Annotated in this window: 16 protein-coding genes; all 16 read right to left on the bottom strand. The window is 40.9% G+C overall.

Annotated elements, in window-relative coordinates; translation table 11 throughout:
- Positions 1-123: 123 nt before the first annotated feature.
- The 16 genes from PGLA_RS06800 to PGLA_RS06725 all read right to left on the bottom strand — a co-directional run bounded on the left by PGLA_RS06800 (position 124) and on the right by PGLA_RS06725 (position 24,259).
- Entirely contained in the window at positions 124-1,140 is a 1,017-nt protein-coding gene (locus PGLA_RS06800) for a galactose ABC transporter substrate-binding protein (RefSeq protein ID WP_068531341.1), read from the bottom strand.
- A 76-nt stretch (positions 1,141-1,216) separates the two neighbouring features.
- Positions 1,217-2,194 carry a substrate-binding domain-containing protein gene (locus PGLA_RS06795; RefSeq protein WP_068530645.1) on the bottom strand — a complete coding sequence of 326 codons (978 nt, stop codon included), beginning with the start codon at positions 2,192-2,194 and terminating at the stop codon, positions 1,217-1,219.
- Positions 2,191-4,008 (bottom strand): sensor histidine kinase, encoded by a 1,818-nt coding sequence (locus PGLA_RS06790; protein ID WP_342671682.1) that lies wholly within the window; start codon positions 4,006-4,008, stop codon positions 2,191-2,193. The genes PGLA_RS06795 and PGLA_RS06790 overlap by 4 nt, the downstream gene beginning before the upstream one ends.
- The gene (locus tag PGLA_RS06785; RefSeq protein WP_068530643.1) at positions 4,005-5,684 is read right to left on the bottom strand and encodes a response regulator; all 1,680 of its coding nucleotides are present in this window, start codon (positions 5,682-5,684) and stop codon (positions 4,005-4,007) included. The genes PGLA_RS06790 and PGLA_RS06785 overlap by 4 nt, the downstream gene beginning before the upstream one ends.
- 168 nt (positions 5,685-5,852) lie before the next feature.
- Positions 5,853-6,308 carry a GNAT family N-acetyltransferase gene (locus PGLA_RS06780; RefSeq protein WP_245699739.1) on the bottom strand — a complete coding sequence of 152 codons (456 nt, stop codon included), beginning with the start codon at positions 6,306-6,308 and terminating at the stop codon, positions 5,853-5,855.
- On the bottom strand, positions 6,298-7,488 hold the full coding sequence (purT, locus tag PGLA_RS06775) for a formate-dependent phosphoribosylglycinamide formyltransferase (RefSeq protein WP_068531338.1): 1,191 nt from the start codon (positions 7,486-7,488) through the stop codon (positions 6,298-6,300). The genes PGLA_RS06780 and purT overlap by 11 nt, the downstream gene beginning before the upstream one ends.
- A gap of 192 nt (positions 7,489-7,680) precedes the next feature.
- Positions 7,681-9,543 (bottom strand): ABC transporter ATP-binding protein, encoded by a 1,863-nt coding sequence (locus tag PGLA_RS06770; RefSeq protein WP_068530636.1) that lies wholly within the window; start codon positions 9,541-9,543, stop codon positions 7,681-7,683.
- Positions 9,540-11,312 (bottom strand): ABC transporter ATP-binding protein, encoded by a 1,773-nt coding sequence (locus PGLA_RS06765; protein ID WP_068530634.1) that lies wholly within the window; start codon positions 11,310-11,312, stop codon positions 9,540-9,542. Before PGLA_RS06765 ends, PGLA_RS06770 begins: the two co-directional genes overlap by 4 nt.
- 507 nt (positions 11,313-11,819) lie before the next feature.
- Entirely contained in the window at positions 11,820-15,509 is a 3,690-nt protein-coding gene (locus PGLA_RS06760; RefSeq protein ID WP_145939496.1) for a dynamin family protein, read from the bottom strand.
- 126 nt (positions 15,510-15,635) lie between these two features.
- Positions 15,636-15,908 carry an NAD/NADP transhydrogenase alpha subunit gene (locus PGLA_RS06755; protein ID WP_068531336.1) on the bottom strand — a complete coding sequence of 91 codons (273 nt, stop codon included), beginning with the start codon at positions 15,906-15,908 and terminating at the stop codon, positions 15,636-15,638.
- Between the two features lie 29 nt (positions 15,909-15,937).
- Entirely contained in the window at positions 15,938-16,612 is a 675-nt protein-coding gene (gene nth, locus PGLA_RS06750; protein ID WP_068530630.1) for an endonuclease III, read from the bottom strand.
- An 89-nt stretch (positions 16,613-16,701) separates the two neighbouring features.
- On the bottom strand, positions 16,702-19,428 hold the full coding sequence (locus PGLA_RS06745) for an S-layer homology domain-containing protein (protein ID WP_068530627.1): 2,727 nt from the start codon (positions 19,426-19,428) through the stop codon (positions 16,702-16,704).
- 100 nt (positions 19,429-19,528) lie between these two features.
- A complete protein-coding gene (locus tag PGLA_RS06740; RefSeq protein WP_068530626.1) occupies positions 19,529-20,173 on the bottom strand; it encodes a GerMN domain-containing protein in 645 nt (214 codons plus the stop codon).
- A 224-nt stretch (positions 20,174-20,397) separates the two neighbouring features.
- Complete coding sequence (locus PGLA_RS06735; protein ID WP_068531333.1) at positions 20,398-21,819, bottom strand: N-acetylmuramoyl-L-alanine amidase family protein; 1,422 nt, start codon at positions 21,817-21,819, stop codon at positions 20,398-20,400.
- A 252-nt stretch (positions 21,820-22,071) separates the two neighbouring features.
- Positions 22,072-22,698, bottom strand: coding sequence for a GerMN domain-containing protein (locus PGLA_RS06730; protein ID WP_161487850.1), 627 nt, complete (start codon positions 22,696-22,698; stop codon positions 22,072-22,074).
- Positions 22,699-22,768: 70 nt separating this feature from the next.
- Entirely contained in the window at positions 22,769-24,259 is a 1,491-nt protein-coding gene (locus tag PGLA_RS06725; protein ID WP_068530620.1) for an N-acetylmuramoyl-L-alanine amidase family protein, read from the bottom strand.
- Between the last annotated feature and the right edge of the window lie 40 nt (positions 24,260-24,299).

Here is a 24,299-nt window from a genome sequence, read left to right as displayed (position 1 = left end):
TACACCGTGTGAGCACATAAGGCCTGCTAGAACGAAGTTTATATATTCGTAACTTAAACTCAAATAATCATCGATAAGCTAGCTGTGTTCTCGTGAAATATCCAGCTCACTGATAGAATCCAATCATTTCGCTTCGTCGATATTTTCTTTCGTTATCTTTTTATATTGAATCCACACATATTGATTGTCAGTAATATCAAAACCCACCTTCTCCTTCGTAGGTATCTCACCATTTGCCAACAGTGTAGCTAGAAGTAGCGCTGCTTTCCCTTGAGTATTAGCATCATTGAGCACAGTACCTAACATCGTCCCCTCTTCTAGAGCTTCTATCGCAGGATCCATAGCATCTACACCAACAACGGGCATATATTTATCACCTTTGAAATAACCTGCATCTTTTAAGGCATCAATAGCACCTAGAGCCATATCATCGTTATTCGCTAGAACAGCCTCAATATTTCCTCCCTTTAATTCAAGGAAAGTAGCCATTTTTTCTTGACCTTTAACTCGGTCCCAATACGCTGAGTCTTCAGCAACCTTTTCCACTTTTATCCCTGCAGCTTCAATCGCTTCAATGGAATATTTGGTACGTAATTCAGCATCTTGGTGACCAGGTTCACCTTTTAGCATGACATATTGGAGAACACCATCTTTGTTCTTATCTGCTTCAGGATGTGATTTCCAGTAGTCAGCAATAATCTCACCTGACATCGTGCCCGATTCTTCTGCCTTCGCACCGACATAATAGACTTTATCCCATTTCTTCATATCATCAGCAAGCGGTTCACGATTGAGGAATACGACAGGAATATCAGCTGTCTTTGCTTTTTCAATATTAATACCAGCCCCTGTCCTGTCTACAGGATTAATTAATAGTGCTTTCGTTTTATTCATAATAAACATATCTACTTTGTCATTCTGAGTAAGTTGAGAATTTTGGCTATCTACGATTTCCACTTTTGCTCTTCCTTCAGCATTCGTCTTGATAGACTTTCGAACACCCTTCATGAACGTATCGCCATATTTGTAAATCGCAACCCCAATATGAGGGAGTTCACTACCCTCACCTGAGTTCGAGCATCCTGTTATAACAGTCGCGAATAGTGCACATACGAGCAAGATAGGTATACATCTTTTCATCCCTATTTTCATTAAAAAATATCCTCCAATCGCTTTTCTCAATCTTTTCATATTCTATTGGATAAGCCTTCAATTTTTACCTAACAAACGGAAACAGTTGCTTTTGGTTCTCTGGCCATAACATATTATCAAGATCGATCAATTTGGAGCCTGTATCCACTCTTTCAGGAACATGCATCCCTTCAATCACTTCTACGGCATGCTGCACGGCTAAATATCCGTTACTGTACGGGTTCTGGATGACTGTTGCTTGAACAATACCCTCTTGTAACATTTCAATGACTTCAGGGGGACTATCAAAGGTAATGATTTTTACTTTCCCTCCAAATCCAAGTTTCAGCACTTCTTGGGATACACCGATTCCTGCCATTTCGTTCAATGCTATGATGCCTTTTAGATTAGGATAGTTGTTAAGCATTTCATTCGTTAAGTCAGCCGCGAGCTGAACATCCGATCCGCAGTACACGGTATCCACCACTTCTACATTGGGAAAACGTGCAAAATAGTCCAACATCCCTGATGCTCTCTCATCCGCATTGCGAGCTCCCTCTACAAAACTGACCAATCCAACTTGTCCTCTGCCATTAATCAATGCGATCAATCTCTCGGCAGCTCTTTGACCTGCTTCATAATTATTGGTTCCTACGAAAGCCTTCACGCGAGCGGATGCTACCTCGGTATCCATAGATATGACTGGAATTTTGTGATAGGCTGCGCGATCCGTCACCTGTGCTAATTTCATATAATCACTCGCTGAAAGAATAATGGCATCTGCTTTGTTCGTAATCGCATCATCAACTAACTTGATTTGTCCCTCAATATCATTCTCGCTATCTGGACCAAGGAAAGTTAACTCCACATTATATTCTTTTGCAGCAACCTCAGCACCCATTTTAACTGTGTTCCAAAAGGCACCGCTATTCATCTTGACGATCATACTTACCTTCCGAACTGTATCTGTCATCCGTAGGCTGGAAGGAGAGTTCGAACAAGAAACCAATACCAGTGAAAGAAGAGCCATTAATAACATCACACTTTTCACGGTTCTAGTCATCGTAATCCCTCTCTTTCCACAGTTTCCGGTTGATCTTTTATCATAGGTAGCGTGATTGTAACCGTTGTTCCTTCTTCCACTTCGCTCTTGAAAGTCAGTCCATATGCCTTGCCGCAATACAATTGGATACGTTCATGAACATTCTTCACACCCACGCCTGATCCTACCGTACTTTTTACTCCTCCTGATAATAGTTGTCCCATCACTTGAGAACTCATACCAAGACCATTATCCGTAACCGAAATGATGACTTTCTCCTCTTCTGCCTTAACTGAAATGTGAATACAACCTTCATCTGGCATAAGCTCAATCCCATGATAGATGGCATTCTCCACAATCGGTTGAATGATAAGCTTCAACGTAATACATGATAGAGCCTCATCCTGAACGTCCATCATGTAATTAAATTTGCTCTTATATCGTATCTTTTGGATAATCAGATAATGACGAACATGCTCCAATTCTTCGGCTAGCGGGATCATATTCATCCCTTTACTCAGACTGATTCTGAATAATTTGGACAGTGAGGTGATCGCTGTCACGACCTCTTCCGTTTTACCCCGCTCTGCAAGCCGGGTGACCGAGTTCAATGTATTATATAAGAAATGAGGATTAATCTGCGCTTGAAGGACATCTAATTCGCTCTTTCGCTTGGCTTCCTGCTCATGTATGATCTGACCCATCAGCTGACGAATCCGATGTAGCATAAAATTGAATCGTTTGGTCAATTGCTCTACTTCATAAGCACCCTTTACATCAATAGGTGTGTTGAAATCACCTTGTCCTACCAACTTTACAGCTTTTTCTAAGCGACGAATAGGCTGCGATATTTTGGCAGATACAAAGATCGAGACCAATAGGACTACAACAATAACTACGCTTAAGAACCAGAATATAAACACCTGAAGATCCTTCTTCGTGGTTACAATCTCATCAGGATAGGCTACCCCTACGATTTTCCAGCCAATAGGCTTCACGGTTCGAACTGTTATATATCTTTGTTCTTCCGTTGAGGTATCGATATAACTCCCGAAAGCATAATCAAATACAGGCTCAATATTCTCATATTTAAGTCCTGCATAGATTAATTGCTGCTGTGGATGGTAAATGATATTTCCTAGAGCATCCATAATATAGGCATATCCTTTTTTGCCAAGACTTACTTTACTGCTAAGCTCATCGATCGTCCGAAAATTAACATCGACCAACAAGATACCCTTTTTCAATACGCCATCTGCCTTGTAAGATATCATTCGGCTTAATGAAACAACCCATTTATATTGACCTTTGTATAAGTTCTGTATATGAGGTTGAGAGAAGGAGATTGCTACGGGTTCCTTCAGTGAAGTCAGAAACCAACTTTGTTCCTTCAACTGTGTATTGCGTCGCATCGTTGCATCTGGAACATCAAGTATCATGTTACCTTCTGGTGTAAACAAAGCCACTGAGACTAAATCTTCACGTGTGTGAAGAAGTGTCGTCAGTTGCTCTTTCAGTAATGAATTAGAGATATTATCCGTCTGACCAATCTGATCTTCCACCACTTCATAGATATCCTGCATTCCTTTGACATATAGCTCCAAATGGGAATTAACCTGTTCTATAATTTGTTGAATGTTAAGAGTCGCGTTATCTTCTGCCGATCTGGCGAACTTATTGTAGAGTAATAAGCTGACAAGTAACACGATGATCACCGTAATCATCGTAAACGAAATGGTAATAATAACTTGAATACTTCTTACATTAAATGAAAGAGGGACTTTGGGTTTACTAAGAAATTTGGGTAAACGTGAACGTTTAGGTTCAATATTCACTCATAACCGCCCCCAACGTTGTTGTTCCGATATTCTTTTGGCGAGAATCCAAATTTCTTTCGGAAACAAAAGCTGAAATAATTGGGATCGATAAACCCTACCTTCTCTGCTATTTCGAACAATTTCATATCGCTTGAACGTAGTAGATTCTTGGCGGATTCCATCCGAAGATGCATCACATAATTAACAAAGGTCATCTTCACTTCTTTCTTGAAAATACCACTGAAATAACCCGAGCTGATGTGCAAATGTTTGCATACTTTGTTGATTGAAATATCACTTTCGTGATAATGGATCGATATATAGGATTTAGCATTATCCACCAGTTGATTGTAGCTAGATTGACGCCCTTTCGAAATGTGATTCATTAGCTTGATACAAATACCGGTAATCCACAACTTTACTTCATTAAGGTTATTAAACTTCGTTATCTCAGCAAAGGGATACTCATTGGAACCGAATATTTCATCAAGTTCCAATCGGAACTCTTTGGCCACCTTCATGATTGAAGTTAGAATCTCTAGAACATAGACATGGCAATCCTTTACCGTAAGCTGTGTCATCTCTACATCCGTAAATAGACTTGCTACAGTATTCGCCACTTCCGAAGCCGTCTCCACTTTAATAGAACGGATTAACATCTGTTGTTTCAATTCATCATAATGAAGAGGTTCATGAACCATTGGATCATGGCTTGTCTCCACATCATAAATCCAAATCACACGGTTGTTGCCTAAGAGCAATCGATAATCCAGTGCCTGTAGCGCCTCATTATAAGAATGATGTACACCTTCAACGGAGTTCGTCATCGTACCAGCACCTATCGTCACGGTGAGCTTTAAGTATTTTTCCACGTTCTGTCTTACCTCTTCGAGTATTTTGAGCATTCGCCTACTTGTCTTTTCAGAATCCTTATCTTGATCCATAAATAACAGGACAACGTCATCATTGTGAAGGAACACTTCGAAATCGTTATACTTCTCACATATTTCTGTTGTTATGTTCAACACGGCGAACAACTGTAAGTGCCGATCCTTGGTATCTTTCATAGACTCTGGCAAAGTAGAGATCTTCGAAGAGTCTGCTTCCTGTAAATCTGAATGCGTATAATCCACTCTTACAATAGAAGTCATATACGAATTTGCTGTCATATTCAGCTCATAACTTAGACTTTTTTCAATAATTTCTGAAATAGGTATTCGTCTTGAGACTAAGGAAGAAAGGAAGATTCCTTTTAGAACCGGAAGACTTTTGCGATAATGCTGTATTAGACTTTGTAAGTTATCTTTATCCGCCGTCTCCTCATCTAATTGCTGCTTCACTTTTAGCAAAATATCAACAAGTTCCTTAGAAGAAAATGGTTTTAAGATATATTCGTCTATATGTAATTTAATTGCTTTTTGCGCATATTCAAATTCATCATATCCTGTGAGAATGATAATTTTAGTATTGGGATAATCGTTGCGAATCCATTCAGCGAGTTGTAATCCGTTCATAAAAGGCATATGAATATCCGTTACGACAACATCAGGTACATATCTTTCAATTAATTCAGTGGCTTCACGACCATTCTCTGCCTTTTCTACGACTTGAAATCCATATTCTTCCCAATTGATCTCATCAAGCAGACCTTCTCTTACATCCTCTTCATCATCTACTAAAATAAGGCTATACATATTCATCCCTCATCACTATAATGTAAACGCTTCCAATATAGGGTGCCATCGTTTCACTTATTCAGGTATTGTATATCAATCCTTAATTGTTGTAAACAAACAAGAAGAAACGGCTACACCGCCCCTTAAGGGCGAGTATCCGTCTCTTCTTCATGATACGATGTCGTTCTATAATTTCTTACTGAAGCGATAGCCTTTCTTTATAAAGCCAATATGTTCATAAAATGCACGTGCAGGGGCACGCTCTACACGGTTTCCACTAGTTAGAAATAATAGTGTACTTCCTTTTCCCTTGCTCCAATCTTCCGCTTGCTGAATCAATCTTTTACCCAATCCTTGACCTTGATATTCTTTTGCAACAATGATCGCAGTAATCTGGGTTGTTGGTTCACAACGTGAAAAGGAAACAATGTGGTGTAAACTGATCTTGCCTACTACAATACCATCCACTTCAGCTACTAAGGTACAGTGCAAAGGACTGGATTCCATATCCTGCATACGTTCCCTCATCACACTAAGTGTTGTAGGATAGTTTAGTTCTCGCATTAACGTAGTAATAGTCTCCAAGTCATTCCATTGAAATCTGCGGATGCTCAATGTAGGAGCAGACACACTACTGTTCATGATCATATACCTCCACTTTTAAAAGACTGGCAGCATGTTTTGCTGTCTCGCGAGCAATCTCAACATTCTCAGCAGTACTTAGAGCAACCGCCATTCTTCTACCTGGTTTACTCTCACCTTTACCAAATACTCTTACTTGAGTACGTGGCAGTGACAGTGCCTTATCAACGCCACTAATTGCAAAATCAGAACTAAAACTTTGGGCTTTCAATGTCGCCGATGCCCCCGGTGCCAGAAGTTGGACTTGCTCGATGGGTAAGCCTAGTATCGCTCTAACATGCAAAGCAAATTCCGACAAGTCCTGTGTCACCATCGTGACCATACCGGTATCATGCGGACGGGGTGATACTTCACTGAACAGAATTCCATCAGGCGTTACGAACAATTCCACACCAAAAACGCCGTATCCACCTAATTCATCCGTAATCGTTTTCGCTACGGCTTGTGCTTCTTCAAGTTGTGCAATACTCATCTGATGCGGTTGCCAAGACTCCACATAATCGCCATCTTTTTGAATATGGCCGATCGGTGGGCAGAACAGCGTACCGGATACAGAACGTACCGTAAGAAGCGTAATTTCACTGTCAAACTGAACAAAGGATTCGATAATTACTCGCGTACTTTTAGCTCGTCCACCTTCTAAAGCGGCGTTCCAACAAGCCTCTGCATCATTTAAACTCTTACATACACTTTGTCCTTTACCAGAAGAACTCATGATCGGTTTAATCACACATGGTGTTCCTAGTTCAACAACTGCAGCCTTTAATTCTTCCAGACTGTCTGCGAATCGATATTCAGCTGTTGGCAACAATAATGTCTCCGCAGCCAACCGACGAATCCCTTCGCGATCCATCGTCAGATGTGTTGCGCGTGCCTTTGGAACCACATGGTAACCTTCTTGTTCTAACTCTAATAACACGTGTGTTGCAATAGCTTCAATTTCAGGAACAATGATATCAGGTCGTTCTTGTCGAATAATGCTTTTCAAAGCTTCAGCATCAAGCATATCGATTACATGGGACCTATGCGATACCTGCATTGCAGGAGCATCCTTATAGCGGTCCACGGCAATGGTCTCTACTCCCAAACGCTGGGCCTCAAGTACCACTTCTTTACCTAATTCTCCACTGCCCAGCAGCAACATTTTCCTGGAATATGCAGAAAAAGGAGCACCCCACACCACTTGCCATCCCCCCTATAGTTCTATCAACTCTATTTTCAGGGTTTGGCAACAATAATGCAAGCGTGCTCCGCTAATTTTCATCAAATTTCACATTTTATTAGACAAAAATACTCATAAAATCGATACATTCAAATAAAAAACTTGTTTGAATTTGAAGTAACTGGAACTGTTGTGTAAATTTATACTATTTTAGATAAATCTAAATTGTGCTTCAATAAGACCATTATAAATCCCTTTCCGTTGAATGAGTTCTGCATGACTACCCTCTTCTTTTATTTCCCCATGGTCTAACACGACAATTTTATCTGCATGACGTATCGTTGACAATCGATGGGCAACAATAAATGAAGTCCGTCCTTGTAATAACACCTTCAGTGCTTCTTGAATTCGAAGTTCCGTCTCCGTATCAATACTCGCAGTAGCCTCATCAAGGATTAAGATACGCGGATCGGCCAGTAGTGCACGAGCAAAAGACAATAATTGACGTTGACCCATAGACAACATATTTCCTCGCTCTTCTACTTCTGTTTCATAACCACTTGGTAGCTTCGTAATAAACTCATGTGCATTTACAGCTTTAGCCACGGCTTCAATCTCTTCATCCGTCGCTTCGAGTCTTCCGAACCTGATGTTATCTCTAATCGTCCCTGAGAAGATGAACGTATCTTGTAGAACGATTCCGATTTGGCTACGTAGACTTTCTACTTTAACGTCCCGGATATCATATCCATCAATTTTAATCTGCCCACCCGTTATGTCATAGAAGCGACTTAACAGATTAATGATGGTACTTTTCCCTGAACCTGTATGACCCACTAGCGCAATTGTCTGACCCGCTTCAACGTTCAAGTCGATTCCTTTTAACGCTTGGCGTCCCTTCTCATATTCAAAGACGATATTCTTGAACGTGATATCTCCATTAATCTGTGGTAGTGTCGTTGCATTCGGTTTATCGTCGATATTAGGCTTCTCATCCATAAATTCAAATATACGCTCCGAGGAAGCCATCGCGACCAACAATTGATTGTACATTTGACCAAGACGGTTAATCGGATCCCAGAAGTTCCCCACATAACTAGAGAAAGCTACTAGCAAACCAATCGTTAATTCGCCTTGTTGAATCAGATAGGCACCGAACCAGAACAGGATTAATGTACCGAAACCACCTGTGATTTCTATGAGTGGACCAAATCCTTGGTTCATGGTAGTCGCTTTATCCCACGATTTCTTAGCATCTTTATTCATCGTATCGAAGAATTCCATGTTTTCCTTCTCTTGCGTATACGCCTGAGTAACACGAATCCCTTGAATGGATTCATTCAAATGTGAATTAATGCGAGATCCCTTCATCCGTACTTCTTGCCACGCCCTCCGGATCTTCACACGTAATTTCGTAGAAATAAGGAACATAATCGGTACCGTTATGATTACCGCTAATCCTAGCTTTAAATTGATCAGTAGCAAAATGATAACAATCCCAACTAGCTGAACACAGTCAATCATCAAGTTAACAACACCATTTGTGAAAAGTTCCTGCAACGAGTTCACATCATTCGTAACCCGCACGAGAACCGATCCCGCTGGCCTTTTATCAAAGAAGTTGAAGGATAATTTCTGAATATGCTTGAACAGATCTGCACGAAGGTCGTAGATAACCCGCTGACCAATAATGTTCATATACTTAATCCGATATGCGGTCGCTACCCATTGCACGACATATAACACTAATATACCCGCAGCAATCATATATAACAGCTTTAAACTAGGTAACCCAGTCTCAGGTGATATTGCCTTATCAATAGCCATACTCGTTAGAAAAGGTACCGTTAACTTGGTGATCGTTCCCAAGATCATCATTAAACCTATGAGAGGTAGCAATTGTTTTGCATACGGTTTCATGTATGCAAACAATCGACGAAATTGTCCCCAGTCAAAAGCTTTATCTATCAAATCATCATCCTTGTAAACAAACCGTTCTCCACCTGTACTTACACCTATTGGTTTCTTAACAGTCTTACTAGCCTGCCTATCTACATTTGCATTAGTACTCATGATTTCACCTGCTCTTCTGCTTCACTGGGTATCCGGGCAATATGATCAGCGTACTGAATTTGGTATACATCTCGGTATGGACCTGGAACAGTAATTAATTGCTCATGGTTGCCACGTTGTACAACCTTACCTTCATCCAATACGAGTATTTCATCAGCATGACGTAGGGAGGAGATACGATGGGCAATTATAAATGTTGTCCGCCCTTTCATCACTTCCTGGAACCCAGACTGAATTTCATGCTCTGTTTCCATATCGACCGCGCTCGTTGCATCATCAAGAATAAGTATTTTAGGATTCTTCAGTAGTGCACGCGCAATAGCGATCCGTTGCTTCTGCCCTCCAGATAGACCCATACCTCGTTCACCGACTACCGTATCATAGCCATCAGGCATCTCCATAATAAATTCATGAGCCTTCGCTAGCTCCGCAGCACGAATAATTTCTTCCATCGAAACATCCTTTAAGCCATATGAGATGTTATTCTGAATGCTTGATGAGAACAAGAATGTCTCTTGGAATACAGAAGCCATTTGGCTGCGTAGACTATGGACCGTTATATCTCTTAAGTCGACTCCATCTAACTTAATGCTACCTTCATTCACGTTATAAGCATGCATAAGTAACTGAATGATGGTTGATTTACCTGAACCTGTACCTCCAAGAAAACCAATAACGGAGCCTGTTGGTGCATCAAAACTAATATCCTTAACCGCAGCCAACTTATTGCCATAAGCAAAAGTAACGTTCTCAAACGTAATATTCCCTTTTACTTCTTCCGACACAAGTTCCTTAGCGTCTTCACGGTCTTTAACATCTATGGGATGATTAAGGAGCTCTAATACTCGTTCTCCCGAAGCTTCCGATTGGGTGTAGTTATTAATTAAATAACCAATACCCCACATAGGACCAATTATGTACCAAATTAAGCTAAAGAATGCAATTAATTCTCCTAATGAAAGTGACCCTTTAATAACAAAGGTTCCTCCTACAGCAAGTAACAGGACAACACTGATAGAAGCTAAAAATTCCATAAGTGGGAAGAAACGACTCCATAATGTCGAGGTGAAGATTTGATTCGTCTTATAACGTTCATTACGAATGGAGAACTTCTCTACCTCATAAGGTTCACGTGCAAAAGATTTAACTGTTCTTACACCAGTAACATTCTCTTGAACAGCCGTCGTTAATGTACTTAACGCAATTCGCATTTCTTGAAATGCTGGATGAATTCGACCTTCAAATCTCAACGCCACAAAAATCAAGAAGGGAACACTGATCATCGTAATTAACGTTAATTGCCAATGAATGGAGAACATCATAATCGAACCAAACGTGACCATGAGTATCGTATTCATCAACTGTGCAAGACCGAAACCGATAAAGTTACGGATAGCCTCTAAGTCTCCCGTAAGACGAGACATCAAATCTCCTGTCTTCGCTGTATCATAATACCGGAATGACAAAAACTGTAGCTTCTCATAACAGGCATTTCGCAAACGGTAGGCCAAATGGTTACCAAGTCTGCCACCAAGTGTCCCACTTAGAAACTGCATAATCGCCTTGAGGATAACAACAAGGATGACGCTCAGCGCTAGCAGAGGTACTTTCTCATACTTCCCGGGGATAATAACATCATCAATCAGAATACGAAGCAGGTTGGGCGTAACGAGTCCTAAAGCAGTAGCAATTGCTAAACATAGGATCGATAGATACAAAAACCTTCGTTTGTCCCAGAAGAAGCCTTTTAGTTGCCTGAGAACATTCATGTTTCTCCTCCTTTGGATGCATAGATCCATTTCAGTCATATTTGTGAATATTAATGAAGTTTAACATCGTCTTCAGAAGGCGGCAAAGTTCATATGTCATCATATACAGGCGCGTTCCCCTACCATCGGTCAATTATTGGGAACAATCAAGAATTTTTTATGATATGTTGCGAATTCCTCCATATCCCTAGGGTACTCAACTCAAAAAAAAGGAAACGCTATCAAAGCGCCTCCTTCACCGTTTAAATTTAAAGTGAATCTTAATGAATCCACACTAATATCAGTGCTTAAACACTACCTTGAGCTCATAAATGACCGTTACGAGAACAGATTATTCTCCATATCGCTATTGCCCGCAATTTAACAAGATCTACACTGTTGCGGTGTCATTTTAGGGGCAAAGGTGAATTTCCTCACTGCTCTATGACAATTCTGTCCTCTTCACTACGATCAACATAGAATTCTCTAGTCAGCAAGCACTCATTGATAGCTATGTTAGTTAGACATTCATTCATATGCCTTCAATTGTTCCGCTAGTGCTAGCCACGTTACGGGTCCTTCCGTTAATTGAAGTGTACTTTCTAGTGCACTCTGACTTTCTAACAATTGCTCAGATAAAAGGTAAGCTTGACGTGTTAGAGCAACGCTAAATTCATGGATATAGAAGTCACAGAGTAATGGCTCTTGTGCGATTGCAGCTTCTGCAATATTGTCTTTTAGCAGCGGTTCAACACTGCCTTTTAATTTCTCGCGGCCCTTACCTTCAAAAAATAACTTAGGTGATTTGAAAGTAGACCACAGTCCACTCCATTCTACTGTCTTGTGGAATTTGCTACCTTGTAGATCAGGAACCATCCAATCCTGTTCTTCTTTTACAGGTGACAGCAACAATCCTTCGTCCAAAGCATTGATGTGATCCGTGAAGCGTTGCGATGCTTCTTGAAGGATTGATTTCGCCTTTATCTCAAGGCGTAAAGTAGTAGCCCATAGCTCTTGGTCTAGTTCCCTCAACAGGGATTGTTCTAACTCACGACCACAATCACTAAAGATCTCTTTCAATGATCCCGTACCGTCCCGCAATAATGAAGGATGAAATGCTTCATTAAAAAAAGCTGCCAAATTATAATCGATTCGCTTTCGCACGTGGAATAGTAATTCTTTCGTCTCCTGTTCGATGACTCTATCCTGTCCAGAGACGTGTGTGAACTCGGTTAACATTTCCTTCGCCTTAGCATAAATCTTCTGCAACTCAAGTTGACGTATACCTCGAGTCGCTTCGTCTTGCTGGGATATTCGATCCCACTCTTCTGCACGCTTACGTGCAGACGTAATCTCTTGTCTCGCAGCTTGAATAGATAATCCAGGGAGCTCTTTCCCTGCGAAATCATGAAGTGATGATTCAAATGTTGTAAATCCGGAAGATAACAACAATGACTCATTGTCTGCGATCTTCCCTTCTAAAGCATTCATACTGGATAAGGCATAAATATGAGGTGACGCAATGCCACTACTCCGCAAATTGGATTTAACATGTTGAATCACTTGCTCCAGCTCGTCACTTGATCCTGCCAGATCTGCAGCGTTGATAATAAAGAACATTTTATCCAGTGCAAAGCTGTCTTTCACTCTTCCTAACTGGGAAAGGAATTGTCGATCTCCTTTAGAAAAGGCATGATTATAATACGTGACGAACACCAGTGCATCGGCGTGTTTCATATATTGAAAAGTTACACCTGTATGACGTGCATGCAGTGAATCCGCTCCTGGCGTATCCACCAGAATAATGCCCTGTTCCGTTAGTTCACAACTGTAGAACAAATCTATCCGTTCAACAAAACAAGACTTCGTCTCGTCTGCTACAAAAGAGCGATATTGTGTAAGGTCTACGGTTTGCATCGTGCCTAGTATCCCTTCGGCTTCCACCCACCCAGCGCAAGCGGCCTTCAAGAACCCATAATGAGGTAATCCTGCGGGATGTATCCCCTCTGATGTTAATTCGTGTACAGCATCACTCCAGTGATTGAGATCTGGCTCACCTAAATGGAGGATCGAGAATGATATCCTCAGATCTTCCATTAGCGTCTCACGGGACTTCATGACCACCTGTGCTGTTCCATGTTTAAAGTCATCATGAGGTGCAAGAATACGATTAATAGCCGCCGTGGTCGGATGCGGCGATACCGGTAGCACATCTTCGCCAAGCAACGCGTTAGCGAAGGAAGACTTACCGGCGCTGAAAGCTCCGAACAGCGCCAGCGTGAACGTGCCGCCTTCAAGCGCAGCGGCACGTTCACGGATTCCCCGCGCGGCGGATGCCATCGCGGGGTACTTCGCAAGCAGCGCGGCAGCACCGTGCAACTGTGCTGCCGCATCTGCTAGCCGCTGGCGGCGGCCTGAGGCCGCGCCGCCGCGCAGGTGTGCCCCGCTACCGCTGTGCGGCGGGGCAAGAACTTGCGCGGGCGCAAGCGCGCCCGCCTCGGCCGCCACCGCAGGAGCGGGCGGCCCTAGGGGCCTCACCGCCGGCAGGAGGCCGGGGGTGAGGCTTACGCGCGGCGGCAGCAGCTCAGCTAAAGCTTGCGCACGCGCGACTTCCTCCCGCTCAAGCGCAGCGTAGCGGGAGCCTTGCGCCGACTGTTGCTCCAAGTCGGCCATCGCAAAGCTTAAGCGCTGCAGCTCGCGCGCAGCCCCCTCCTCCAAGAGCAGCAGAAGCTGCTCTGTGAACTCTGTTATGCTACGTCGATATTGGACTTTAATCTGTTCAGCTACACTTCGACAATAGTTCAGAACATACTCTCCTGATAGTACAGCATCGGTCTGAACTGTCTTATAAATGACTTCTTCATCAATGGATGGAATGAACAAATCCATTTCCCTCTGCCACTCATCACTCCAAAGATGATGCTTGTCAGCCCAAGTAGCTACTAACTGTCGTACATGCCATTCGACCTGCGATGAGACTTGTTCCTGAAGCTTTTGAAGAAATATGTCTTGTCTCTGTTCTTGCTCGACGCGTGTCTTATTCCCAGCTAACCATAACCCCTTCTTAAATCCTGGCTTTCGACTTTCCACGAAATCATAAGCCAACTCCCGTATTTCTGCAGGCATAAGATTAGCATTATCCAAAATAGCATTGATATCCTTCCGTAACGTTGCCCTTTCATACTGTATAAGCCCCCGGAGCTGATCCTGTTCCTGAACCAATGACAACTTCTCATCTTCCATCCGGGCCAATTGTTCTAACCCGCCCAGTTGTTCTAGAAGACGTTCCTTTTCTTCTGCAAGCGAGGCTCCAAATTGGAGTATATGATCGTCCGCTACGTGATTAGCCGAACAAGAAACACTGTATCGCACTAACTCCTTCTTCTTCCCTATTAACCCCGTAATTAATTCTTTCAGACTGTCATATTGGTTATACGGATGATCCGCTTCTTTCAATGAACTGAACATGAGCCCAACATATTGGACCTGCCAGCGTTCGAACGCTGTAATGACTTCATCCCGATAAGATTGAAAAGATAATTCCTGTTCGCGATGTTTATCAATTTGATTCACAATGAGATACAGTGGCTTTCCCCAATCAGACAGGCTTTTTGCAAATACCAAGTTATTCTCCGATTGAACATGATTGTAATCCATCACATATAGAACGACATCTGCCAAGTGAAGTGCAGAGTGTGTAGCCTTCTTATGTCCATCATCTGTAGAATCTACACCTGGGGTATCCATAAGTACACCATCTGATCCGAGGAACGGAATCTGCTCCCATACTTCTACAGAAGAATAGGAACCACCGTTTGTGCAATATTCATTTAATTCATCCGTCGTTACTTCCATCGGTACTTTTACATCATCTTGCGAATATATAAGCGCTCGTGCTGACCCATTTCGAATCGTAACCACATTCGCACTCGTTGGTACGGGTCCAGAAGGTAATACCTTCATGCCGCATAATGCATTGATTAGACTCGATTTCCCGGCAGAGAAATGACCACACCACGCGATCGTTAATTCACCAGATTGTTCCTTATGTATTAAATCATCGATTGTATCTGTTGCTTTTGCATCTCCCCAAGTTGAAAGTTGACTCTTGAGCGCTTCCAAAAATGCCAATTCATTCTTCTTGTTGCTCGCTGTCGCTACCATCATGGATCTGTTCTCTCCCTTGTGATCTATCTCATTGCAATAACCTATTTTCATATTAACATTTCAGTGCTCTTAACGAAATCCCTTCCCTTTGCAAAAAAAATAAAACCGAAGGAATTCCTTCGGTTTTATTCGACAACACCATGCAGTTAAAGCATCGTGTATATATGTGCTATGAACCTAAGCCAATACAGTCTCAAGATCAGGCATCAATATTTCAAACACAGAACCATGTTGAAGAATAGTAACCCCGCGTGATTTATCTTTCATAACCACGACTTCTGGTTTCTGTGACATACGCTCCAAATAAAAATCAGGTACTTCTCCTGAATGGCTGACCGTAATACCATCCACTTCCTTCTCTTCGTTCTCTTCAAATACGGTTTCCACAACATTCTCAAAAATATCTGAGAATACTTCGAAATTATTCGTGTATACTGATATGCACTTCATCTGACATCCCATCCCATCTCTAATGTTCACTATCCTATATTCTCTTTATCTTTCCTGATTTGGGTCGTCTTCATACGTTTTTTGCCTTCACGACATACATCAAGAAGCGGACAAATTTGGCACTGTGGATTCTGAGCCTTGCAATGATAGCGACCAAAAAAAATAAGTCGATGATGAGTCTCCGTCCATTCATCCCGCGGAATTTTCTTCATCAGCTTCTTTTCCACTTCAAGTACGGAATCATTCCATCCTGTCAATCCCAGACGTTTGGATACCCGCTCCACATGGGTGTCTACCGCGATGGCAGGCACTCCAAAAGCATTAGACACGACCACATTTGCTGTCTTACGCCCCACTCCTGGTAGCAATACCAATTGTTCAAGTGTTTTAGGAACATCACCATCAAATTGTTCTATCACCATATTACATAAATTATGAATATGCTTGGCCTTATTGCGAAAAAGTCCAATTCGTCGAATATCCTGCTCCAGTTCTTCAAGCGGAACCGCGATATAATCACTAGGTGATCTGTACTTTTGAAACAAATCTTTAGTAACCTTATTTACCGTCTCATCTGTACATTGAGCAGAGAGAAGTACCGCAATCGTCAATTCAAAAGCGTTACCGTGGACCAATTCACAATGCGCCTCAGGAAACATATCATGCATTGTATCCAGAATATGGCGTACCGTTTCAGACTTCATGATGAATTCCTCCTGCAAAAAAAACGTCTTGATACAGGAAGTACCTCCCGTATCAAGACGGTGTATTTCATGACCATTCCCAAAGCAGATTACGGTTTCTGTACTTCCACAATCACATCATTGTTTATATACACTACAATATTATCATTTTCTTTAAGAGATTGCACGAGCAATGTCGTGTCACCTTGGTGAATATATACGTTTGGAGATAAAATATAACGATTATTCTCTGATGTATATTGTCGTTTCACAAAAAATTCTCTCGTAGAACTTTCATATTTCCAGAACTCGCGGTTCACAGAACTTAACACTTTGATGATCGTAGTTCCATCCACATCTTTACGAATTTCAACACGATCTTGTGGTGCTAGGCTACTTAAGTTTGTGTTAATGCTTCCTGCGCGGACAACTTTAACGGCCGAATTAGCTTTCAAGACTTCGGTGCTGCCATTATAATCTTTGACAGTAACACTCGCAGTTTTTGTATCTACAGCAAGAACTTGACCCGTCAACAATTTAATATTTTGCACAGTAGTAGCTGTGTTACCACTTAAAGTCACATTTAAAATATTACCTACTTGCAAATCAGAAATTCTCAGAGATTGTCCGCTATCTCCAATAATTACTGTTTTATCTAGATACATTTGACTCGTAACTCCTTCTGATTTCACAATAATCCGATTGGCTGCGAGGTCAACAGATACAATCTCAAATTGGATAACAGAATTTAATTGAATCTTTTGTATACTATCTTGATTATTCGATAATACAAGTGATACAGAACTTCCTACCTTCACATCTGAAATATTTAAGTTGCTCTTACCATACATCTCAATCGTTGGATTCGAATAAGGAACCGTAATACTTTGTTCGCCATTCGCTTGAACCGTTATTTTTTTATTAACGGTATCTACCGCTGTAACCGTACCATCATATTTATACACGACTTCAAGAGATAACGCACGATTACTAATATAGCTAAGATTGACTTTACGAGTGCTTGTTAAGAGTGATTCCATACCTGCTAATGTTGGCGTGTTTGAATTGTAGATTAGATTAGTCTTGTCATCTAACGTAACTACAAATGGCTTTTTATTGGCATCTAGAACAGTCAACAATTTAGTCTTCGCATCATAGGATACAACCGTAGAAGCAGGTTTTTGTTCCATTTGTCTATTCAAGACAACAATCTTCGTAACTAATTCCTTCGAGTCCAACGTCAACTCTACTTGATCACCAGCAGTCTTATCGCCAATAAGATCGGATATTACTGGTTTATCTATCCCTTTGATTACAATCTCAGGCTTATCAGACAGGAGTTTCACATCCAATGAACCACCATCTCTCTTATAGGTAAGAGTAGTACCATTCGGTCCGACTTCATAAATCGATCCACGAAGTGTCCGTTCAACAGCTTGAGTTACTTCAATAGACTGAATGATATTGTTCTGAACAGTATATTTAATCGTAGAGCCATTTTGCAATTCCGCAGGGGTCAGAATTTCATTCTGATAACGAACGATTAAACGGTCATCCCATTTGTAACTCTCCGTTGTACCCAGTGTATTTTTAATACTCACAGACTTGGAATTGATCTCTACTTTTTCCAATGTCCCTGTTTCGTTCTTATTAACGACACCCGTTTTCACTTGAACCATGACAATACTCTTATTCGCAGTGAAATTCTCACGTTTAATGATAATTTGGCTGCCAGCAGTTAAATCTTTTGGTTCAATCTTATTCCCATTTACGTCTTGGAAAAGAGTGTTGCTATCATACGTATATGAAGCAAATGCAGTATTATTGGAAACCCCTAATGAATTCCCAGGGAACAGACGTTCAAAAGTTGTTTCAATATTCTCTAATTGTTCTTTTGGATCCGTAACTTCAACATACACTGCCTTGCTGCTATTCTCAATAACCATAACTTTTGAGTATAATTTCACATCAGTTAATGCAATCTTCGTATCTGAAGTGCTAGTGTAATATGACGTTGCATTATTTAGAGAATAATTACGAACACTACCGTTAGCAAATAAACTGATCGATTTGTCACTCAATGCTGTAACAATACCTTCTGTAGCACTTGCATATTGCGTATCCATGAACGCTTCACCACGACTGAAGAAAGTCGCTAGTTGCGCACGCGTCACAGATCCGAGCGGATCGAATCGATTACCTTCTATCCCTTTTGTTAATCCCATTTCGATAGCAGCGTTCACATATCCAAGCTTAGATGCAGAAATTTTACTGTTATCCGCGAAACTTGTAGCTTTATTCGCGGATAAATTAGCCTCAGCTTCCTTACCAATAGCACGAACTAACAATTCAGCGATCCATTCCCGGTTTGCTTTCTTCTCGCCCCAAGTAGTTTTCGCTTTGGCATCATCACTTACGTGTTTTGTATCCAACAATTTCTTCTGAAATGCTAGTGTGACATAGGGTTTGAAATAGTTACCGACTGTAAAGTTAGTAGGCCATGTTACAGCTGCACCTGAGTTCATTTGGTTCTGGATATTCATGAAACGAATGGCCATCGTTACAGCTTCCTGTTGTGTTACACCATCATTTGGTCTAAACAAACCTTTATCACCCAAGAGAATACCTTGAGCAGCTAATTTATAAATATGCTTTTCAGCAAAGAATCCACTCTTCACATCACTAAATATGCTACTTGAAGTGACAGATTGATTCGAGACAAGAGATGTTGCCTCTGCAGCAAAGGCCGCGGTTCCTGAGCTTAAGGCTACCATACTTACAAGCACCGCAGATACTACCTTTTTAGAGTTTATAGAATGATTACGTTTGGACTTCATTTGGTTACCCCTCTCTACTTAGCACAAATCATCAACCTTAGATAAGATATAAACAGTTTATTCGACTTATTCGACATAAAAGCGCCATTTCCTGCTTTTCTTATTTTTTTGTCATAGGATGCTCTAGATCAGCATGTCCCATCAGACTTTCGACTTGTTGACCATCTACAAGAAGTTCAATAGACTTTACTTCATCGAATTGAAACAACGTTTTCTGAAGAGATTCAAGTGCGAACATTTCCCCACCTGCTCCAAGACGTGCTTCGTCTGGAAGGTGAATATCCATCGTAATGGCACCCTCCTTGATATCTAATGATTTCAACTCTACTTTTCCCCATAAAGGAATAAGTTCATCATTGTTGCTCGTTTGAAGAGCCTTAAATGCTGCCTTATACTTTTGTATATCATCTTCAAACGTAATTTCTTGTTTAGATTCTTTCAATTCCATCTCTTGTGTATCCGTAAAGTACACAGAAATCGATTCTTTTTTTGCTGATGCTTCTACTTCATCTTTTTTAACATTACCTTTATCTACTTTGTCAGTATTTACAGAACCATTCTCGCCTGAAGCATCAGTAGCTGGAACTTCTTTTTCTTTTTCTTTTTCTTTTTCGGGTACAGTTACGGTTTCACTCTGACCTTCTTTTGGGCTGTTGGTAGGTCCAACTTGCGGTTTATCTCCACAGGCCGTTCCGAGAACCACGACTAACGCAAGCAGTCCAGTACACCACCATTTTTTATTCATGTTGTTCCTCCTAAAAGTTTTGTAGCATTACTTCATGGATATACTTCGTCAAAACTAGCATCGGAAGCATACTCTTAAAGTTTTGTAGCATTACTTCATGGATATACTTCGTCAAAACTTACTTCGGAAGCAAACTCTAAAGTTTTGTAGCGACACTTCTAGGGTATACTTCGTAAAAACTTACTTCGGAAGCATACCCAAAAGTTTTGTAGCGTTACTTCTTGTTATTCAAGTCCAAAATATTCCTTAATTCCGTCCACAATACCCTGTGCAACACGATTTTGCAAGCTTTCTGTAAAGAGACCCGCTTCATCTTGCTTATTGCTAAGGTATCCGGATTCTAGTAAAACAGCAGCCATCTTCGTCTCACGAATCACATGGAAATTTCCGTAACGAACTCCGCGATCCTTGAATCCGGTAGCTCTCACTAAATATTTATGCATGACATTTGCTAATGCTTTACTACGATCATTATTATAATATGTTTCAGTCCCACTTGCTGCAGATGAACCCGAGCTATTTGCATGGATGGATATAAACACATCCGCATTCAAATCATTAGCTATTTTCACGCGTTCTTTAAGCTCTAAAAAGGTATCGTTGTTACGTGTCAGAACACCCTCTATTTTAGGTTCATTTTTCAACAATTGATCCACTTTAAGGGCAACTGCCAAATTAAAAGCCTTTTCCTTTTTCCCCGTAATTCCGATTGCTCCAGGATCTTGATTACCATGACCAGCGTCTATGACAGCAATTTTCTTGCCATTCCCTCCCACTGGTGTACCTGGATTAGAAGGATCCGTTGTTTTCAATTCTACAACAAGTAAGTTACCTTCAGCGTGTATCGTATAAACTTTGGCGTAGTTCAAATCCATAACAATTCTCACTGTCGATGGCGAATTATTGTATAGCGAGTATCGAACTTGATATAGATCCGGATAACCCACGACGTGGAAACTACCTTGTAAATAACTATCTAATTGTTGGCTTGTCCCAAATGTTTCAGAGAACTTGGCATAGGGTATATCTATAACAATGCGATTAGGTGAGCTCATTACCGTTGCTTTAGGCTCAATGCTACCCTTAGTGGCAATCATAAGGCGATTCTCGCTATAGCTTATGCTATTAATAAGTGCTAGTTCACCCGGTGTTGTCGGTTCCGTGCCAGGGTCAGGGTTAGGTTCTGGTTTCGTACCTGGGTTTCCACTCCCAGTATCCGAGGAAATCAGATATATCTTTTTGGATGCATTATCCCAGTTGACTTGAAGTCCTAGTTGCTCACTAACGAAACGAATAGGAACCAATACGGTGTCCGTTTTTAATGCGGGCCCGATAGGAAGTGTAACTTTATTCCCATTCACATATCCACTCTTGTTGTTAACAACAAGATGAATAACTGTAGAATCATTATTTATAGTTACCGACTGCTTATTTTTATCCCACGCAACATTAAATCCAAGATTTTCCACGACCACACGAACGGGAATCATAATATTGTTCTGCATCGTTTCAATTTTGGCATTTGTTGCTAAGACAAGTTCCGTACCGTCCAAATATATATTTGAATGCCCTGAGGCAGCTTGTCCTTTGCCTGGAAACATCATAACAAAGATGATAATCATCACCAAGAAGCTAAATTTCTTCATCATTCACCCTACCATCCTTATTCATTTTGTCTTTAAAAATTGAGTTAGTCCTAGTTTCACTTCCTTTCGATGGACAACTATTAGACGCAATTTTTCGCTAAAGGTTGCGAATATATTCCTTTTAATGAAAAAAAGCCCCCTACTTTATAACTAGGAAGAACATGCGTGTTTACGAAAAAAACCTTCACTCCCAATTGTCGGGAATGAAGGTTTTATGTGGGATATCAAATTTACATTAATGAATTTTGAATCTTATCGAACCATCGGATGCTCTAAATCAGCATGTCCCATTAAACTCTCAACAGCTGCACCATCCACAAGCAGTTCAATACTTTTCACTTCTTCAAATTGAAATAATGTATTCTTTAATGCATCTAATGCGAACTGCTCACCACCAGCTCCCAATCTTGCTTCGTCTGGCATATGAATATCCAATGTTACTTTTCCACTATTGAATGACAGGGTCTTAAGCGTAATCTTGCTCCATAAGGAGATAAGATCAGGGTTACTATCATCTTGCAACGCTTTGAATGCAGATTGATACTTCTCAGTGTCATTAGCGAAATGAATCTCATACTCCGATTTCTGAAGTAACGTGGCATCTGTATCCGTATAATACACCTGAATCTTTGTACTCTGCTTAGTATCCTTATCTTGACTTAATGTCGTATCCTCTTTATGAGCGTCTTCCACTGGTACATTTACGGGTACCTCTTTACTGTCGGACGAAAGATTGGTTGCTGGTTTATTATTTTCTGACGATGTACCTTTTTCTGTCGTAGGAACTTCTTGATTATTCGTGTTGCTAGCCTCATTCCCTACAATTTGGGTACCTCCATCACTCAGAGGTTTCTGCCCACATCCTACTCCTATAATCATAAGAAGGGACAATACTAAAACACATCCTATTTTTTTATACAAGACATCACATCCCCCAGGGAAATTCTCTTTACTTAACACCCATATATTCTTTAATTCCATCTACGACAGCTTGTGCTACTCGATTCTGAAAGTCTTCAGTATACATAACTGCTTCATCTGTACTATTACTTAAGAATCCAACTTCCAGAAGTGTTGCAGCCATTTTAGTCTCTCTAATGACATGGAAACTACTTTCTTTCACACGACGATCAGTTAAACCTGTTGCTTTAATTAAATACTTATGAATGACCGTTGCTAGATCTTTACTACTACTCCGTTGGTAGTAATAGGTTTCAGTTCCTTGTGGCTTAGATGACGGATTACTATTACCATGAATAGATACAAACACATCCGCATTTAATCGATTGGCCAACTGCGCCCGTTCAGAAAGAGTAGGGTATACGTCACTATCACGGGTCATAATGAGTTCTATATTCTTCTCTTTCAGAAGAAGGGCTTGAACTTTCAGACTAACAGATAGGTTGAAATCCTTCTCAAGTTTTTTCGTAATGCTGGATGAACCTGGATCTGACCCTCCATGCCCTGGATCGATAACGACAATTTTCTTCCCTGAACCGATGACTGGAGGCGGAATAATCGTATTACTATCTTCTGTCACATTCAAATCGATCACAACCATCTTAGAATCCACATCTTGACTTAGTTGATATGCGTTAGGACTGTTCAGAACAATGACAATTCGAACTGTGTACGGATCACGAGTAAACAACGAATATCTCACTTCCGACACATTCGGATACCCGCTAGGAACGATTGCACCTTTCAATCCACTATCTAAAGGTTGCATTGATCCAAAGGAATCTGCAAATGTAGTATTCGGTAAATCCACTACGATACGATCCGGATTTGTCAATCTAGAAATCACAGGTGTTATTTGACCATCTAGTGATATTTGGAGCTGGTTATTAATAAAACTCAGTCCATTAAGATGATTCAATGGATTCGTGGTCTGTCCACTTCCATCTATACCTGGAACTGATATAGGTGGTGGAGTAGGAACATTAGGTGTAGGTGTTACTACTCCTGCATCTGTGCCTGCTTGTCCATCATTTATAGACTCCTTATTACTACTCGTCAGATAAACCGTCTTATCTATGTTATCCCAGCTTACTAATTGGCCCATTTGCTCACTTACGAAACGAATCGGAACTAGTACTGTTTCATTCTTAATTTGAGGCACGGCATTTAATAAGACTTTTGTGCCATCAACTGTCGCTTCTTGTTGATTGACCGTTAGCGATATCGTCTTTGTATCTTGTTGGATCTTGACACCCTGTGACTTATGATCCCAATCTACCTTGAACTTGAGATTCTCAACAACGACACGAATAGGAATCATAACATTCCCATTTACGACCTCAATCTGGACATTAGCAGGCATACTTACTTCCTTGCCATCAAGAATGATCTTTGACTGAACCGCGGCAGCACTTCCCTCGCTCGGATACACGATAAGAAAGAACACACATAAAAACAATAACAGACTAAATTTCTTCATTATTCACCCCAGTTGTATAAATTTCTCTTAAAAGTACATT

The organism is Paenibacillus glacialis (assembly GCF_001637205.1).
Classification (GTDB): Bacteria; Bacillota; Bacilli; order Paenibacillales; family Paenibacillaceae; genus Paenibacillus_AQ; species Paenibacillus_AQ glacialis.
This window is presented reverse-complemented; position numbering and strand designations above follow the sequence as displayed.

Bases quoted from the DNA above. Each gene is read 5' to 3' on its own strand.
- PGLA_RS06785 (WP_068530643.1), bottom strand. From the start codon at position 5,684: ATGTATAGCCTTATTTTAGTAGATGATGAAGAGGATGTAAGAGAAGGT.
- PGLA_RS06770 (WP_068530636.1), bottom strand. From the start codon at position 9,543: ATGAGTACTAATGCAAATGTAGATAGGCAGGCTAGTAAGACTGTTAAG.
- PGLA_RS06745 (WP_068530627.1), bottom strand. From the start codon at position 19,428: ATGAAGTCCAAACGTAATCATTCTATAAACTCTAAAAAGGTAGTATCT.
- PGLA_RS06735 (WP_068531333.1), bottom strand. From the start codon at position 21,819: ATGAAGAAATTTAGCTTCTTGGTGATGATTATCATCTTTGTTATGATG.
- PGLA_RS06725 (WP_068530620.1), bottom strand. From the start codon at position 24,259: ATGAAGAAATTTAGTCTGTTATTGTTTTTATGTGTGTTCTTTCTTATC.
- PGLA_RS06760 (WP_145939496.1), bottom strand. From the start codon at position 15,509: ATGAAAATAGGTTATTGCAATGAGATAGATCACAAGGGAGAGAACAGA.
- PGLA_RS06730 (WP_161487850.1), bottom strand. From the start codon at position 22,698: ATGATTATAGGAGTAGGATGTGGGCAGAAACCTCTGAGTGATGGAGGT.
- PGLA_RS06800 (WP_068531341.1), bottom strand. From the start codon at position 1,140: ATGAAAAGATGTATACCTATCTTGCTCGTATGTGCACTATTCGCGACT.
- PGLA_RS06755 (WP_068531336.1), bottom strand. From the start codon at position 15,908: ATGAAGTGCATATCAGTATACACGAATAATTTCGAAGTATTCTCAGAT.
- PGLA_RS06740 (WP_068530626.1), bottom strand. From the start codon at position 20,173: ATGAATAAAAAATGGTGGTGTACTGGACTGCTTGCGTTAGTCGTGGTT.
- nth (WP_068530630.1), bottom strand. From the start codon at position 16,612: ATGAAGTCTGAAACGGTACGCCATATTCTGGATACAATGCATGATATG.
- PGLA_RS06765 (WP_068530634.1), bottom strand. From the start codon at position 11,312: ATGAATGTTCTCAGGCAACTAAAAGGCTTCTTCTGGGACAAACGAAGG.
- PGLA_RS06795 (WP_068530645.1), bottom strand. From the start codon at position 2,194: ATGACTAGAACCGTGAAAAGTGTGATGTTATTAATGGCTCTTCTTTCA.
- PGLA_RS06780 (WP_245699739.1), bottom strand. From the start codon at position 6,308: ATGAACAGTAGTGTGTCTGCTCCTACATTGAGCATCCGCAGATTTCAA.